Annotated in this window: 16 protein-coding genes; 4 read left to right on the top strand and 12 right to left on the bottom strand. The window is 61.6% G+C overall.

Annotated features, from left to right (window positions below):
• Positions 1-2: 2 nt before the first annotated feature.
• The 10 genes from E6W33_RS01945 to E6W33_RS01900 form a co-directional block, all read right to left on the bottom strand.
• A complete protein-coding gene (locus E6W33_RS01945; protein WP_136413699.1) occupies positions 3-2,297 on the bottom strand; it encodes an ATP-binding protein in 2,295 nt (764 codons plus the stop codon).
• Between the two features lie 2 nt (positions 2,298-2,299).
• Positions 2,300-2,809, bottom strand: a complete 510-nt coding sequence (locus E6W33_RS01940) for a DUF4390 domain-containing protein (RefSeq protein ID WP_247869500.1) — start codon at positions 2,807-2,809, stop codon at positions 2,300-2,302.
• Positions 2,810-3,062: 253 nt separating this feature from the next.
• Positions 3,063-4,379, bottom strand: coding sequence for a 16S rRNA (cytosine(967)-C(5))-methyltransferase RsmB (gene rsmB, locus E6W33_RS01935; RefSeq protein WP_136413697.1), 1,317 nt, complete (start codon positions 4,377-4,379; stop codon positions 3,063-3,065).
• 45 nt (positions 4,380-4,424) lie between these two features.
• On the bottom strand, positions 4,425-5,063 hold the full coding sequence (locus E6W33_RS01930) for a LysE family translocator (RefSeq protein ID WP_136413695.1): 639 nt from the start codon (positions 5,061-5,063) through the stop codon (positions 4,425-4,427).
• Positions 5,064-5,317: 254 nt separating this feature from the next.
• Positions 5,318-5,662, bottom strand: a complete 345-nt coding sequence (locus tag E6W33_RS01925) for a DUF1840 domain-containing protein (protein WP_136413693.1) — start codon at positions 5,660-5,662, stop codon at positions 5,318-5,320.
• A gap of 119 nt (positions 5,663-5,781) precedes the next feature.
• Positions 5,782-7,035 carry an MFS transporter gene (locus E6W33_RS01920; RefSeq protein WP_136413691.1) on the bottom strand — a complete coding sequence of 418 codons (1,254 nt, stop codon included), beginning with the start codon at positions 7,033-7,035 and terminating at the stop codon, positions 5,782-5,784.
• A 1-nt stretch (position 7,036) separates the two neighbouring features.
• Positions 7,037-7,558, bottom strand: a complete 522-nt coding sequence (locus E6W33_RS01915; RefSeq protein WP_136413689.1) for a hypothetical protein — start codon at positions 7,556-7,558, stop codon at positions 7,037-7,039.
• Between the two features lie 51 nt (positions 7,559-7,609).
• Positions 7,610-8,599, bottom strand: coding sequence for a DMT family transporter (locus E6W33_RS01910; protein ID WP_136413687.1), 990 nt, complete (start codon positions 8,597-8,599; stop codon positions 7,610-7,612).
• A gap of 57 nt (positions 8,600-8,656) precedes the next feature.
• Positions 8,657-9,505 (bottom strand): AraC family transcriptional regulator, encoded by an 849-nt coding sequence (locus E6W33_RS01905; protein ID WP_136413685.1) that lies wholly within the window; start codon positions 9,503-9,505, stop codon positions 8,657-8,659.
• Between the two features lie 34 nt (positions 9,506-9,539).
• Complete coding sequence (locus tag E6W33_RS01900; RefSeq protein ID WP_136413683.1) at positions 9,540-9,878, bottom strand: hypothetical protein; 339 nt, start codon at positions 9,876-9,878, stop codon at positions 9,540-9,542.
• Positions 9,879-10,053: 175 nt separating this feature from the next.
• Here E6W33_RS01900 and E6W33_RS01895 point away from each other — a divergent pair, with 175 nt between their 5' ends.
• Entirely contained in the window at positions 10,054-11,502 is a 1,449-nt protein-coding gene (locus E6W33_RS01895; protein WP_136413681.1) for a PLP-dependent aminotransferase family protein, read from the top strand.
• A 135-nt stretch (positions 11,503-11,637) separates the two neighbouring features.
• On the opposite strand, the gene E6W33_RS01890 is transcribed toward E6W33_RS01895, so the two are convergent.
• Complete coding sequence (locus E6W33_RS01890; RefSeq protein WP_136413679.1) at positions 11,638-13,161, bottom strand: YifB family Mg chelatase-like AAA ATPase; 1,524 nt, start codon at positions 13,159-13,161, stop codon at positions 11,638-11,640.
• Positions 13,158-13,409 (bottom strand): accessory factor UbiK family protein, encoded by a 252-nt coding sequence (locus tag E6W33_RS01885; protein ID WP_136413677.1) that lies wholly within the window; start codon positions 13,407-13,409, stop codon positions 13,158-13,160. The genes E6W33_RS01890 and E6W33_RS01885 overlap by 4 nt, the downstream gene beginning before the upstream one ends.
• A 259-nt stretch (positions 13,410-13,668) precedes the next feature.
• On the opposite strand from E6W33_RS01885, the gene E6W33_RS01880 reads away from it, so the two are divergent.
• The 3 genes from E6W33_RS01880 to amt are packed head-to-tail and all read left to right on the top strand — an operon-like array spanning position 13,669 to position 16,292.
• A complete protein-coding gene (locus tag E6W33_RS01880; protein WP_136413675.1) occupies positions 13,669-14,394 on the top strand; it encodes a TorF family putative porin in 726 nt (241 codons plus the stop codon).
• Positions 14,395-14,405: 11 nt separating this feature from the next.
• On the top strand, positions 14,406-14,744 hold the full coding sequence (glnK, locus tag E6W33_RS01875; RefSeq protein WP_136413673.1) for a P-II family nitrogen regulator: 339 nt from the start codon (positions 14,406-14,408) through the stop codon (positions 14,742-14,744).
• Between the two features lie 12 nt (positions 14,745-14,756).
• Positions 14,757-16,292, top strand: coding sequence for an ammonium transporter (amt, locus tag E6W33_RS01870; protein WP_136413671.1), 1,536 nt, complete (start codon positions 14,757-14,759; stop codon positions 16,290-16,292).
• The last annotated feature ends 11 nt before the right edge of the window (positions 16,293-16,303 follow it).

Raw genomic sequence — 16,303 nt, 5'->3', positions numbered from 1 at the left:
CATCATGTTCGTTCCGGCGCTAACTTTAACAGCAAAATCGACACTTTTGCGCCGGTTCCACTCGTCCGGTTCTTGATATCGACGCGGCCGCCGTGCTCGTCGATGATCTTTTTCACCATGGCAAGTCCCAGACCGGTTCCGCGCGACTTGGAGGTGACATAAGGTTCGAACGCGCGCGCCAGAATTTTGGAGGAAAACCCGGGGCCATTGTCGGTAATCGACAGCCGCACCGCGGTGCGCTGGTCGCCGTCGGAGTCCTGATAATGAATGGTTTCGGTCACGACGTCGATGCGCGGCTTGTCGGCGTCCTGCGGGCGGTCGGCCACCGCGTCTTGCGCATTCTGCAATAGATTATGGATCACCTGCCGCAGCTGCGTTGCGTCGCCCATGACCTGCGGCAGATCGGGCGCCAGCGTCGCGTGAATGATAGCGCGTTCGTCGCCACCCACATAGAGATGCAGGATTTCCTCGACCAGCGCATTCAGATGCAGCGGCGACAGCACCGCGGGCGGCGTCTTTGCATAGTCGCGGAAATCATCGACCATGCGCTTCATCGCCGCGACCTGGTTGACGATGGTGGCGGTGCCCTTGGTCAGCATGGTCGCATCCTGCCCCGCCAGCTTCGGCTCCAGCTTCATCTGAAGGCGTTCCGCGGACAGCTGGATCGGTGTCAGCGGATTCTTGATTTCATGCGCCAGCCGGCGCGCCACTTCGCCCCACGCGATCGAGCGCTGCGCAGAAATGACGTCCGAAATATCGTCGAACACCACGATATGCCCGACGCCGCCGGCAACCGGCAGGTAGGATCCGCGCGCCAGCAGCGTGATGTCGCTTTCGCCTTCCGACCCGACGCTGCGGCGCGGCACTTCGATCTGCTTTTGCCAATGCAGGTCACCGGCGCCGCCACCGGCCGATTGCGCACTTTGTTCGGAGAATGCCTTGGTGATGGCGTTTGCCAACGACTCGATGCCTTCGATGGCGCCGATCGGCTTGCCGATATGCGGATCGAAATCATGATGCAGGATGCGTTCGACCGACTCGTTGCAGGTCACCAGTTTGAACTGGCCGTCCAGCACCATCACCCCGGCCGACATGTTGGCCAGCACGGATTCAAGATAGGCCTTGGCATTTTCCAGCGCTGCGCGATTACGCTCGACCGAGGCGCGCGCCTCCGACAACTGGCGCGTCATGGTGTTGAATGACTGCGTCAGCGTGCCGAGCTCGTCCGAGGTGGCAACAATGGGACGCGGCGACAGATTGCCTTCGGCTACCGCCTTGGTGCCTTCGGCGAGCAGCAGCAAGGGTTGCGCAAGGTCGCCGGCGATCAGGAAGGCGGCCGCGATGGCGCTGAAAATTGCCAGCAACAGGGTCAGCGTCAAAGTCACGATATAAATCTTGCGCAAGCCGGTGCGTGCCAACGAGCGCTCCTGATACTCGCTGTAGGCCGCGCGCAGCGCCTCGGCGTTGGCCGCCAGATGCTCGGGCACGGGCTGCAGCAGTTGCAGGAAGCGAGACTCGTTTTGCAAGGACAAGCCATTGTTGGATGCAGGTATGGCAACGACCACGCGCAGCCGCAAGTCCGCCGCCTTCGGCTGTGCGTCCATATTGACCGTGGTGCTGTCCTTGCCGCTGTTGTCATGAAAATCAAATCCGCCTTCAATCGCGGAATAGCCGCGCGTCATGCGCGCCTGCCGCAACATCGCCGGGCTGGGCAGATCGGGCATCAAGGCCCCGATGCGACCGCCTACCGTAGCAACGATTTGACCATTGGCAGTAACGATAGTTGCTTCCTGCATCTGACTTTGTTCGCGCAGACGCGACAGCAGCGTCACCTGTGCGGAGTCGGACAGTTCGGACAGCTCGAGGGCGATGCTGCGCGCTTTCGCGCTCAGGTCCGCCAGCGAAGCGTCGAGCGCGGTGCGGCCCAGGGTCAGGCCGGACTCCAGCGCGGATTCGACGCGCACATCGAACCAGGATTCGATCGAGCGAGAAACGAACTGCACCGACACGGTGTAGATCACCGTGCCGGGCAGGATGCCGACCAGGGCAAACAGCAGCACCAGCCGGGCCATCAGGCGCGAGCCGAATTCGCGCCGCTTGTAACCGCGGTAAAGCCGCGCAAGAAGCAGGATGACCAGTCCGAGCAGCGATGCCGCGATCAGGGCATTAAGCACCAGCAGTTCGGGATAGTGCCGGTCAAAGAAGGCCGAGTTCTCGGATGCCGAGGCGAGCAGGAAAAGCAGGATGCTGACGACCGCGCCGCCAACGACCAGGAAGTAACGCAGGAAACGCTGCACGTTTATTCGGCCCTGTAAGTGAAGCGCTTCCAATCGGACGTGAAACGCCAGTCTGAGCTGTTCAGCGCATGCACCTGGAACGGCTTGGGCAGGCGGGCCACGTCCAAGCCCATGCGGACGGCCACGTTATAGGTCGCCCCGGACTTGAGTTCGCCCTTGTCGGCCACGACCCAGCGGGGCGGGCGGCGCACCAGCGACAAGGCATCGTCGAGTGAGCTGAAGTTTTGCTGCAGGCCGCCGCTGATCGCGGCATGGTATTGGTGCGTCAATACGTTGTAGGAGATACGAATGGTTTGCGAAGTGCTGATGGCTTTTTCATCGAACCAGTACCAGCGCGGTCGGGTCAGCTGCACATCAGTCGTGAAATAGAGTGGAATGCCGCGCGTGACGGCATCTTCCAGCCCGCGCGTGAGTTCGAAGGAAAAACTGATTGCCAGCTTGTAGCCTTCGTCCGTGCTTTCCAGGCCGGCCGAGGTGATTTCAACACCTTCGGCACGCGCCGTCACCGGCATCAGCGCCGGGGCGAGCAGAAGCGCCGCCAGCATCCAACCCGTCAACAGGGAAAAGAATCGGTGCGTCACTCGCAGGCGGCTTTGGTCGATGGCGAAAGCTGTCACTATATCCGATCAGGAAATCTTAACTCGAAAGCGGCAATCATCGGCCGTCGCAGTATTCGTCCTGTCATTCGCGGGACGGGGATAAGAATACGAGCAAATGATTGTCTTCATGCGCCTTTCTCGCTGACCGTTTCCGGCAACGATACTATCAGACGGGCGCTTTTTGGAATAGCGCATAGAACAAGCCGTCGTGATCTTGCCCCGCGTCCACGGTCGGCAGCAACTGGCCCGGGGCGGGCAGGCGGACGGCCTTGTTTCGCACGGCAAAAGCGGCGGCCTGCATTTCCGACTCCTGCGGCCACAACGAGCAGGTTACAAATAGCAATTTACCATCGGGTCGCAGCATCTGCCAAAGGTTGTCAAGAATTCTTGCTGAAACTGTTGCAAGCTGTGCGGCGTCGCCTTGCCGGCGCAGCCAGCGGATGTCCGGATGGCGACGAACGATGCCCGAAGCGGTGCAGGGAACATCGGCCAGGATGCGGTCGAACGGCTGTCCATCCCACCAGTCGCCGGCCCCGGCATCGCCTGCCTTTAGCGTGGCGGCCAGTTGCAGGCGTTGCAGGTTTTCCTCGATCCGTACGAGGCGCTTGGGATCGCTGTCGAGCGCCAGCAAGTCGACCTCCGCGCTTTCAAGGATGTGTCCGGTCTTGCCGCCGGGCGCGGCGCAGGCGTCCAGTACGCGCATGCCGTCGCGCAGATCCAGCAGCGGCGCGGCCAATTGTGCGGCAGCGTCCTGCACCGACACCAGTCCCTGCGCGAAGCCCGGGATCTGGCCGACCGGGATCGGCCGTTCCAGGCGCACCGCACAGGGGCCGATCTCGCGTGCGACGATGCCATTGTCTGCAAGGGTCTGCAGATAGCTGCCCATTGCGGTCTTGCGCCGGTTGATGCGCAGGGTGAGGGGCGGCGTGCTATTGCCCGCACTCAGGATCGCCTCCCATCTGTCGGGATAGGCTTGCTGCAGTGCGCCTATCCACCATGCCGGATAGTTCCAGCGGGCTTCCGGCTGCGTCAACACTTTCTGCAGCAGGGCTTCGCGTTCGCGCAGAAAACGTCGCAACACCGCATTGACCATGCCCTTCGCGTGGAACGTGGCGCTGTCGGCGGAACAGGCCGTGACCGCCTGGTCAACCACGGTAAAGTCCTCATACGGGGCATCGCCGCCGGCGTTGTCCGTATCGGAAATCAGCGACAGCGCGCAGCACAAGAGCGCGTGCAGTTCAGCCGCCTCCGGTGCTTTCCGTGCCAGCAGGCCCAGCAGCGCTTCGGCCCTGCCAAGCCGGCGCATGGTGCGGTAGGCGATGTCCTGCATCGCGCCGCGCGCCTGCGCCGGCGCGTTTGTCTGCGCAAAGACAGCCGCCAATGCCTGCGGCAGCGCAGTGCCGGCCTTCACCTTGGCCACGGCGCGCGCCGCGCCGAGCAGGCTGAACGCAAGCGAATCGGTTTTTAAACGTGGTTTTGACACATGACGCTGCGCGGCATGGCCGGCGCAGTCCTTGAAGTTGAGGGATCAGTTTCTGCTGAGAGCGAGTTTTGCGCCCAGCGCGATGAAGGTCGCGCCCACGGTGCGCTCCAGCCACAGCCGGATGCGCGGATTCTGCCCCGCATGGCGCGCCAGTGTGCCGGCAAGGATGGCGGTGCCGCTGTTCCAGCACATGCTGATGGCGGCAAAGGCGAGGCCCAGCAACAGGAAAGCCATGGTCTGCCGCGGCGCATCGGCGCGCACAAACTGCGGGATGAAGGCCAGGAAGAACAGGATGACCTTGGGATTCAGCACATTTGTGACGACGGCCTGCCAGAAAATGGTACGGCGCGAACGCACATCGTGCGCCGCGGTCCGTTCGGACGCGCTGCCCGGCTTGACCATGGCCATGCGAAGGCCGAGATAGACGAGATACGCGCCGCCGGCAAGCTTGACGAGCATAAAGGCGGTGGCGGAGGCAGCCAGGATCGCGCTCAGCCCGACTGCGGACGCGACAGCGTGCACGCAGCACCCGGCGGAAATTCCCATCGCGGACATCAAGCCCGCGGCGCGGCCCTGCGCAACGCTTCTGCCGACAATATAGGCCGTGTCCGGCCCCGGCGTTGCGTTCAACAGCAGGACTGCCGCACAAAACAGGCCGAAATTCGAAATGCCAAAGGTATCCATGCGCATTGCGCATCGGCAAGCGATGCAATGAAATAAAGATGTGATTGTAGCCGGAGTGGCGGCGAGTGAGGATTGCGTTGCCGCAGGCATGTATTGCCGCGCACGTCCGCGCGTGCGGGTCATGCCAGGCCTTTTGAAGATCGCGTGATCGCAGCCCGGCGGTGCGAGAAAAGTGCTTTGCTGCCGGCGCGACCTACTGGGAGGAAGTCACGTCCGCGCTCCGACAGCGACGGAATCGCCAATCCGGGGAGCCATCACACCCCCCACATGACATCGCGTCCCTCGTTCTTCGCAGCGCGCATCATTTCCAGCAAGGGATAGGCGCGCGTTGCAAAGCTGACAAACTCAACCGGCTCGTGTTCATTGTCATCCCAGTCTTCACCGTGATGCGCCAGAACGTCACGATGCACTTCCTCCGACAATGGATGCAGCCGGCTTTCGGCGATTTCCGCCTCCAGCGTCGAAACCGCCTGTGGCAGCTCGCCCGGCGTCAGGACGCCGCGCTTCACATCCTTGTTCAGCAAGTCGAGTATGCGTTTCGCATGCTCTTCGTACATCAACACTTCGGCAGCGGCTTTGGATTTGAACGTAACCAACATGAAGCCTCCAATGTTCAACTTAGAGCCTGTTCGGTATCTTTTTGGCAGGCCAAAAAGATACCGAACAGGCTCTCATAACTTAACCATAGCATGAGTTTCAGAATTTCCTATACGTCAAATCAGACCGCGTTTGGTTCCGCGCGGTTCATTAAAAAAGCGGCCAGCGCAAGCGCCTGGCCGGCGACGCACAGCGCGAACGCCAGTCGCATCGCATTGGCGGGTGAGGCGCCGTAGGTCTTGAACATGTCGATCAGCAGGCCCACACCCCATTGAACGACAAAGGCGCCGACGAAGAGCAGCAGGTTGTAGGCGGTATTGGCGCGGCCGGCCAATGCGATCGGGAAAGACAGGCTCACTTCGGTTTGCACCAGCGTGCCGACAGTGATGCATGTTGCCATGACGATCCACAGAATCCATGACCATGAGGCCGTCGTCACCAGCATCATGAGCTGCGCCAGAATGGTTCCCGCGAGGCCTACGATAATCACGCGCATGACCGGGATGCCGCGCGAACCGTGTTGCGCGACGTGACGCGGCGCCCACCATGACATCAAAAGGTAGGCCAGCAGCAGGGAAAGATTGAACATGAACAAGATGCGTGCCGTCTGTGCCTTGTCCATGCCGAGTACCGTGATCATCCACGGGCCGGCCCACAAGGTTTGCAGGGCAATGAAACTGCCGTGGTTGACGGTGCCCAGCAGCGCCATGCGGCGGAAATACGGATTGCCAAAGATATGCGCATAGCCCATGTCGGCGGCCGGACCGGACGGCGTGAGGCGTGACGATGCCGATGGATGCGCCGCCTCCACCTTTTTCAGCAGGAAAAAGATCGTTGTTGCAGTGGCGACGATCATCGCGCTCATGATCCAGAACACACCGCGCCAGCCGATCAGCGGCAGAGCGGCGTTGACCGGCACCGTCGCCGCCAGCGCGCCAGAAGTGCCGGCGACCAGCATCCAGCTGGCCAGCTGACTTTGGCGCTCAGGCGCAAACCATTGGCGGTAAGCCTTGAGCGGCGCCATCAGGCAAGCAGATACGCCGACGCCGATCAGGGCGCGGCCGATCCAGAGTCCTGGCAGCGATGTGCTGCTCGCAAAGATCGCTGCGCCAGCCGCGGCAAACAGCAACAGGGCCGACTCGGTGCGGCGCGGGCCGTACTTGTCGAGCCAGATCCCGAGCGGCAACTGCATGCTGGCAAAGCTGATGAAATAGGCGGAGGACAGCAAGCCGAGGTCTGCATTCGACAAGCTGACGTCGTCAACCAGGGCGGGCGCGATCACCGCATTCACCGAGCGGAATGCATAAGAAAGGAAATACGCCGAGGCGAAACTCAGGAAGACGCGAACCGCGAGCGCGACGCGAATCGGGCGCATCTCAATTGAGCTTGAAGGAGCCGAAGAAGGTGTCGGCCGCCTCCCGCGACAGTGTCCCTTCCTTGCCGAGCATCACGAGCTGGTAGACGCGCTTGTCTTTCGCAAGAAAGCGCGCCAGCAGCAGGCGCGATTCGGTTCCGCTTGCCTCGATATCGATCGTCGCCGGCGCGGTGCCGGACTGCGATACCTTTTCCTGCTTGATGGTGCCGCCGATATTGTGCACGAGCGCAGTTTTCATTGCGTTCAGTGCCTTTGGCGCCTGGGCGGCGTCAGGCAGTTCGGCGGTGCCGACCGCGAAAACGACCTTGTCGACTTCGGCTGCAGTCATGGTCATGGAAACCTGCAAACCATCGAGATTCACGGCACGCGTATAGCTGGCCGGTTTTGCGGGCAGGAGAACGACGAATGGTGCGCCGGATCCGTGCACCTCGCGCCAGTCGAGTTTGGGACTGCATGCGATGAGCAGGAGGGCGCATGCCACGCATGCTGCCTTGAAAAACGGAGCGAGGGAGAACTTGATCATGGACGAAATGGTATCAGTTGCGCCGGCTTTCGTCCGAAGACGGCCCGTACATCAATCCGCGCCCGATACGATTTCAAGCTGCCGCTTGGTGTCACCTCCACCCCGCGTCTTTTGAAAAGCGCGCAGGCCAAGCATCACGCCGACGCATAACAGCACGATGCCGGCCATCACCGGCAGGGGCGGCACGGCGCCGCGCCAGATGAATGCATACAGCAGCGCGGATAAGGTCTCGAACACGATCAGTTGCCCCGCCAGCGAGGTCGGAAGCCGCTGGCTGGCCTTGTTCCACAAGGTGGTCCCGAGCCAGGATGCGCACAGTCCAAGCGTCAGCATCAGGCCGATGAATTGCCACGGTCTGGGGCCGAGAGGAAACTCGAATCCATTCGGCAGGAAGCGGACGTATACCGCATAGCCCGCGAAGCCGATCAAGGCCAAGGGCAGCGTGGCCAGGCCTTGGGCGGTGGCCCAGGTGGAGGAGGAAATATGCGGATGCCGCTTCATGTGCCGCGCATTCATCACCGGATACCAGGTCCATGCCGCCAGCGCGCCGAGCGTGATGAAGCATCCGAGCGCGTACTCCGCGAGGGAGCGCTTGCCGTCGAGATGAGCCAGTTCGCTGGCGTTCACCAGCATCAGGCCGGCAAGGATAATCATCAGCGAAGGAACCAGCCGCCGCCACGCGATTGCTTCCGCTGGGTGACCCGGCGCCCAGTTCGACCAGATCGAAATGACAATCGGCAAGGTGCCGATCATCATGGTCGGCAATGGCGCGTCGGCCAACTGAATGCCGGTGGCGAGCGCCGCGTAGTAAAGGATGTTGCCCACCAGCGAAAGCTTGAGCGCGGCCGCCCAGTCCGCTTTCGACAAGGCGGCAATGCGGCGGCGGTCGAAGAGCGCCGGAACGAGCGCAATCAGTCCGAAGCCGATATAGCGTCCGAACGATAAAACCAGCCCGGGGTAATCGCCGAGCATGAGCGGCACCACGAACACCAGACCCCACATGAGGCCGGCGCCGAGCGCACACAATAATCCGATGAACATGATGCAAACGCAGAAAAATAGAACTGGTCCCATGCAGCCCTGCATGGATACAAGTGATTATCCGCGCTTGGCGGTTTCCGGTCTTGTACCGATTTGCTGTTGATATTGCGCCGGTGTGACGCCATAGGCGCGCTTGAACCAGCGGTTCAGGTGGCTTTGATCGGTCAGCCCCGCCGCGGCGGCTGCCTCCGACGGGCTGATGCGTTGTGCCAGCAGCGATTTGGCGCGGGCCGCGCGGCGCGCCTGCAGGTATTGATGCGGTGTGACGTGAAAGCTTGCGGAAAATGCGCGCACGAAGTGAAACATGGACAGGCCGGCTTCCGCCGCCAGGGTGTCGATGCTCAGCGTCTCATCCAGATGTGCTTCAATGCAATCCAGCACGCGCCGCATGCCTGCCGCGCGGCGCGTTTCACGCACGGATACGGGTCGCACGGCTCGCGTGTTTCTGCCGTAGCGCGCAACAATCGCATCAACCAGGAGGGTGAACTCGGACACGAAAGCGAGATCATCGGCTGCGTTCCACATCCGGCCAAAGGTCTTCCGGAAGGCTGCGGCCAGTTGCGGATCATGCGTTGCCGCATCAGGGAAAAAGGCTTCGCCGCCGGTCATCGCGCGCAAGGTTTCCGGCTCGATGTACAGCATCTGATAGGTCCATCCGGCCGCGACTTCGGCCTGGCCCGTGTGCATTTCATCCGGATTGAGCAGCACCAAAGTGCCGGCCGGAGCCAGGTGGTCCGTTCCCTGATAGCGGAAGCGCTCCACACCGGTCTCGATGGCGCCCAGCGAATAGCCGTCATGTACGTGCGGTGCGAACGCATGATCGACCAGCCGCGCCGAATACATCTCCACGCCCGGCAGATGCGGACTGGCCTTGAAGGTGACGAATTCGGATGGATGGCGGAACATGCCCGCCATCATAAATCTTTATCGACGTGGGCGCTTACGGTCGCTCGCCGTTGTCGGTAAGCAATTTGTTGCGCCGCGGCAGCAGTGCGAGCAAACGCTTGATCAGCGCGGCATACCTGGGTGCCGGCGCAAAACACCGTATTTCGGCGCAGTTGATTGCCGAGACCGCTGTCCAGCCTGCGGTTTGCGTCACATGTGCTTCACCTTCCCGCAAGACAAGATCTTGCTGCACCGCCTGTTCACCGATCCACATCAAAGGGCCGGTCACGCGCACGCCGCCGTGTGCTGTCACAATCGTCGTGCGCGCAGGCATGAACACGTGCAAAACCTGGCCCTTGCCTAGCCGGGTTTGCTGCGGAAGTTGCTGTTGCATTTGCGCTCCTTGCATGCCGTCATCGAGCTTCCATGGTAGGGAAGCAAGGCAAGGGAAAACAGGCACAGAACACGGCACGCTGCATCGGAACAGATCGCGCGCAAGGGATCTGTTATCGTTCATTTTTCTGCAATCTATATCTGTTCCGCACGCCGCGGACAGGCGATCATGCGACATGGATGCACGACCTCTTTACCGACAGCTGGCGGATCACTATCTGGGCGCGATCAGGATGGGCACCCTGGCGCACGGCGAACGCATGCCGTCGGTGCGCGCCATGATGCGCCTGCACGACGTCAGTCTCTCGACGGCACTCCAGGTTTGCCGGCAGTTGGAGAGTGAAGGCTGGATCGAGGCGCGTCCGCGCTCGGGCTATTTCGTGCGTCAGCCGAAACGACTTGCCATTCCGCCGCTCGAGGAGCCGGATATCGGGCAGCCGCTCGATCCGGCGCAGTATGTCGGGATACATGCCCGGGTGTCCGAGTTCATCGCCCAGGGGCGCCGTCATCCACCGAAAATCAACCTGTCGGGTGCGCGCGCCGCGCCGGATCTGTATCCCTCCCTGCAATTGAAGAACGCGGCTGTCCGCGCGCTGCGCCGCGATCCCGACATGCTGGTGCGTGCGGCCCCGCCGGGAGGCAATCCGCAATTCCGAGCCGTGCTGGCGAAACGCGCCATGGCAAGCGGACTGGTGCTCAATGCCGATGAGGTAATCGTGACGCATGGATGCATCGAGGCACTCAACCTTGCATTGCGCGCAGTCGCCCAGCCCGGCGATACCATTGCAGTCGAATCGCCGACCTTTTACGGCTTGCTGCAGATACTGGAAAGCCTTGGCCTGCGTGCGCTCGAAATTCCGACCAGTGCGAATACAGGGGTTTCCGTCGAAGCACTGGAATTGGCCATGCAAACCTACGACGACATCAAGGCGGTGGTCGTCGTTCCGCATCTGCAAAACCCGCTTGGCAGCATCATGCCGGACGCGAACAAGCAGCGTCTCGTACGATTGTGCGAACAGCACGGTATTCCGCTGATCGAGGACGATACCTACAGCGAACTGGCTGATGTCGAATCACCGCTCAACGCATTGAAGGCATGGGATCGTAGCGGAAATGTCATCTATTGCGCTTCGCTGCACAAGATCCTTGCACCCGGTATGCGCCTCGGCTGGATGGCTGCGGGACGCTGGCGCGCACGCGTTGCGATGCTCAAGTACGCACAGACACGCGACAACGAGGAGTGGTCGCAGGTTGCCGCCGCAGAGTTCCTCGCATCCACCGATTATGACCGCCATCTGCGGCGCCTGCGCGCAGCCCTGCGCGGACAGCGAGAGCGCATGGCGGAGGGGATTGCCGCCAATTTCCCGCTCGGCACACGGCTCACCGTGCCGGAAGGCGGCATCACCTTATGGGTTGAACTTCCGGAGAAACTGTCGGCCAAGGATGTCTTCGATGCGGCTCTGCACGAAGGGATTCTGTTTGCGCCGGGCTCGATGTTTTCCAACTCTGACCGCTTCGAGCACTTCATGCGGGTGAGTTGCGGCGGACGCTATTCCGACGATCTGGAGATGGCAATGCGACGGCTGGGAGATATTGTGGGAAGTCTGGCGAGGAAAGCGGCTTGATGCTCGCGTGCCGCATGCGGGCGCTTCGCGCGCCGAAGGTGAACACGATGCGGAGTTCGTCACTGCCTCGTAGTGCGGTGATCCTGCGTGGGTCGTGGAAGTGCCGGGGCGGCAGAGCCAGCCCCGACCGAGGGTTCAATGCTCGCGCAGCGCGCGGCGATATTGAATCGCTTCCGCCACATGCGGCTGGCGAATGATGTTTTCATCGGCAATATCGGCAATGGTGCGAGCGACTTTCAGCACGCGGTGATAGGCACGCGCGGACCAGTTCAGCCTCGACATGGCATGACGCAAGAGTTGTTCGCCTGATTCATCCGGCTTGCAATGCGCGTCGATCTCGGCCGTGGACAAACCGTGATTGCCCTTGCCCTGGCGCTTGAGCTGTCTTTCGAACGCCTGCTCGACGCGCTCGGCAATCACGCGCGACGGCTCGCCGTCGGCCTGCCTGAGCAATTCGTCATGCGGCAGCGCGCCAACCTGGATCTGCATGTCGATACGGTCAAGCAGCGGGCCGGAAATCTTGTCCTGGTAACGCGCCACCACATCCGGCGTGCAGCGGCAGCGATTGGCATGGTGGCCGAGGTAGCCGCAGGGGCAGGGGTTCATGGCCGCGACCAGTTGAAAGCGCGCCGGGAAATCGGATTGCCGCGCTGCGCGTGAAATCGTGATGTGGCCCGACTCCAAGGGTTCGCGCAGCACCTCGAGCACCTTGCGATCAAATTCGGGTAATTCATCGAGGAAGAGGACGCCCCGATGCGCCAGCGAAATTTCGCCGGGACGTGGCGTGCCGCCGCCGCCAACCAGCGCCACGCCGGAAGCCGTGTGGTGCGGAGCGCGGAAAGGGCGTGCCTTCCAGCGAGATATCGAAAAGCCGCTCGAAAGCGATTGCACCGCCGCTGATTCGAGTGCTTCTTCATCCGTCATCGGCGGCAGGATGCCGGGAAAGCGTGCCGCCAACATCGACTTGCCGGTTCCAGGCGGGCCGACCATCAGCACGCTATGGCCGCCGGCAGCGGCGACTTCCAGTGCGCGCTTGGCCTGCGCCTGACCTTTTACTTCGGCGAAATCGGGATAGGCCGGGCGTGCTGCGTCCGCGTGGGCACGATGTCGTGCGAGCCGGGCTTCTCCGTCGCTGGCGGCAAAATGGGCGCAGACCTGCAACAGGGATTCGGCCGGGAAAATCGACGCATCGCGCACCAGCGCTGCTTCGTCGGCATTGGCGCGCGGCAGGATGAAAGCGCGTTCCTTGCCGCTGACATCGCCGGCGCGGTGCATCGCATAGGTCATCGCCAGCGCACCCCGAATCGGGCGCAATTCGCCTGACAAGGACAACTCGCCCGCGAATTCGTACTTGTCCAGTTCGTCGGCAGGCATCTGGCCGGAAGCGGCGAGGATGCCAAGCGCGATCGGCAGGTCGAAGCGGCCGGACTCCTTCGGCAGGTCGGCAGGGGCAAGATTGACGGTAATGCGACGCGCGGGGAACTCGAAGCGCGCATTCTGCAATGCCGCGCGCACCCGGTCCTTCGATTCCTTGACTTCAGTTTCCGGGAGGCCAACGATGGTGAAGGAGGGCAAGCCGTTTGCCAAATGGACTTCGACCGTGACTTCCGGAGCTTGCATTCCGGAAAGTGCGCGGCTTTTCAGAACCGCCAGGCTCATTGTTCAGGCGCTTTTTTCAGCTGGGCCTCCAGCTCCGCGACGCGCGCTTCCAGTGCTTCCAGCTTGGCGCGGGTCTTGGCAAGGATCTGTGACTGAATATCGAATTCCTCACGCGTCACCAGATCGAGCCGGGAAAAGCCCTGCGTGAGCATGGCCTTCACATTCTTCTCGATATCCTTGGCCGGGGAGTTTTCGAGCGCCTGATTGATCTTTGCTTGGAGGTCGTTAAAAAAGTTGGTCTTGTCCATGATGAATCCTTGGTTGAATAAATCGCCCATTCTTGGTGCGGCCCACCATGGTGCGCGTCATGATGGTGCGGCTAGTGTGGTGCATTGTTTGAATTCGGTGCAGTCGCCATGGCGGCTGAAGCCGGCTTAAGGGGCAGATTGGCGTCGAAATGGAAAAATAATAACGCATCCCATGTGGAAAAAGGGTGGCATGAGTCCTGCTAAGTGGTTGGGAAAATGCAATTCCAGTCATTTTGTTCCAACACCAAAGGGAAACGCCATGAAAAAACTGATCCTCGCTTCCGCTGTGCTTGCCGTTTTCGCCGGCAGCCATGCTCAGGCAGAAGAGAAGAAGCCGGACCATGAAATCAGCTTCAATGCTTCCGTTGTCAGCGATTACCGTTATCGCGGCATCTCGCAGACACGCCTGAAGCCGGCATTGCAAGGCGGCGCCGATTATACGCACAACCCGACCGGATTCTACGCCGGCACCTGGTTGTCGACCATCAAGTGGATCAAGGACGCCGGCGGCGACGGCAATGTCGAATGGGACATCTACGGCGGCAAGCGCGGCGAGATCGTCAAGGACGTTTCCTATGATGTCGGCGTGCTGCGTTATCAATATCCGTCGAATGCACTCACGCCGAGTCCCAATACGACGGAAATCTATGGTCAGGTCGGCTACGGCCCCGCCTATGTCAAGTACTCGCACTCGCTGACCAACCTGTTCGGATTCGCTGACAGCAAGCGCAGCGGCTATCTCGACGTGGGCGCCAATCTTGAAGTCGGCGAAGGCCTGACGGTCAACCTGCACGCGGGACATCAGAAGGTGAAAAACAATTCGTCGTTCAGCTATACCGACTGGAAAGTCGGCGTGACCAAGGACTTCGGCATTGCGACCGCCTCGGCTGCGCTGATCGGCACCAATACAGACAACTATGTCGGGCGCGACGGCAAGAACCTCGGCAAGAACGCACTGCTGGTTTCCGTCGCCAAAACTTTCTAAGCGAGGCTGTCATGAAACTGATCACTGCGATTATCAAACCATTCAAGCTGGATGAAGTGCGCGAGGCCTTGTCGACGATCGGTGTGCAGGGGATTACCGTCACCGAAGTCAAGGGTTTCGGCCGCCAGAAGGGCCATACGGAGCTGTATCGCGGCGCCGAGTATGTGGTCGACTTCCTGCCCAAGACCAAGATCGAAGCCGCAGTGGACGACGCCATCGTCGACCGCGCCATTGAAACCATTGAAACCGCTGCACGCACCGGCAAGATCGGCGACGGCAAGATCTTCGTGTTCGACCTGCAGCAAGTCGTTCGTATCCGCACCGGCGAAACCGGTAACGACGCACTCTAAAGGAGGAGTGAAATGAAAAAATTCTTTGCAAGCTTCGTGGCGGCCGGCGTGCTGCTGTGCGCGGTCGGCTTCGCGCAGCCGGCGCTGGCTGACGATGCGCCATCCGCCAAGGCTGAAGCGGTCGTTGCCCAGGCATCCGCTCCCGCCGCGGCTGTCCCTGCTGCACCGGCTGCCGCCGCTCCGGCAACCGCCGCGCCTGCAGCACCGGCCGCCTCGGTTGCCGCCGCTCCGGCGCCGGCTCCCAACAAGGGTGATACCGCCTGGATGATGGTGGCCACCGTGCTGGTGATCCTGATGACGATTCCCGGCCTGGCCCTGTTCTATGGCGGCCTGGTCCGCTCCAAGAACATGCTGTCGATCCTGATGCAGGTCTTCATGATTTTCGCCTTGATCATCGTGTTGTGGTGCATTTACGGCTACTCGCTCGCATTCACCGAAGGCAACAGCATTATCGGCTCGCTCGATCGTCTGTTCCTGAAAGGGCTGACCCCGGATTCCAATACCGGCACCTTCAGCAAGGGTGTGGTGATTCCTGAATTCAGCTTCGTCGCCTTCCAGGCAACCTTCGCGGCAATTACCTGCGGCCTGATCGTCGGTGCCTTCGCCGAACGCATCAAGTTCTCGGCCGTGCTGTTGTTCGTCGTGCTGTGGTTCACGTTCTCCTACCTGCCGATTGCGCACATGGTCTGGTTCTGGCCTGGCCCGGATGCCTTCACCGATGCGGCTGCCGCTGAAAAGGCGACCGCTGCTGCCGGCTGGCTGTTCCAGAAGGGCGCGCTTGACTTCGCAGGCGGCACCGTTGTCCACATCAATGCCGCCGTGGCTGGTCTGGTTGGCGCATACGTGGTCGGCAAGCGTATCGGCTACGGCCGTGAATCAATGGCGCCGCACTCGCTGACCCTGACCATGGTGGGCGCATCGCTCCTGTGGGTCGGCTGGTTTGGCTTCAATGCCGGTTCCGCACTGGAAGCGGGCGGTACCGCGGCACTTGCCTTCATCAACACGCTGCTGGCGACCGCTGCGGCGACCCTGTCCTGGAGCTTTGGCGAGTGGATGGGCAAGGGCAAGCCGTCCATGCTGGGTGCTGCATCCGGCGCCGTTGCCGGTCTGGTGGCGATCACTCCGGCGGCCGGCTTCGTGGGTGTCATGGGTGCACTGGTGATTGGCCTGCTGGCCGGCATCGTCTGCCTGTGGGGCGTGAACGGCCTGAAGCGCCTGTTGGGTGCGGATGACTCCCTCGACGTCTTTGGCGTGCATGGCGTGGGCGGGATCCTGGGTGCCTTGCTGACCGGTGTGTTCGCTGCACCGTCGCTGGGCGGCACCGGCATCTATGACTACGTTGCCAACAAGGTTGCTGATGACTATTCGATCGCTGGACAAGTGTGGATCCAGTTCCAGGGCGTGCTCACGACCCTGATCTGGTCCGGCGTGGTGGCGTTTGTCGCGTATAAAGTGGTTGACCTGCTGATCGGCCTGCGGGTGCCGGAAGAGCAGGAGCGCGAGGGCCTCGATATCGCGAGCCACGGCGAATCGGCTTACCACTCCTGATCGACAGCTTC

Origin of the sequence: Herbaspirillum sp. ST 5-3, assembly GCF_004804275.1 — a bacterium.
Classification (GTDB): Bacteria; Pseudomonadota; Gammaproteobacteria; order Burkholderiales; family Burkholderiaceae_D; genus Noviherbaspirillum.
Note: the sequence above shows the minus strand (reverse complement) of the source record. Positions and strands in the feature narration are given on the sequence as shown.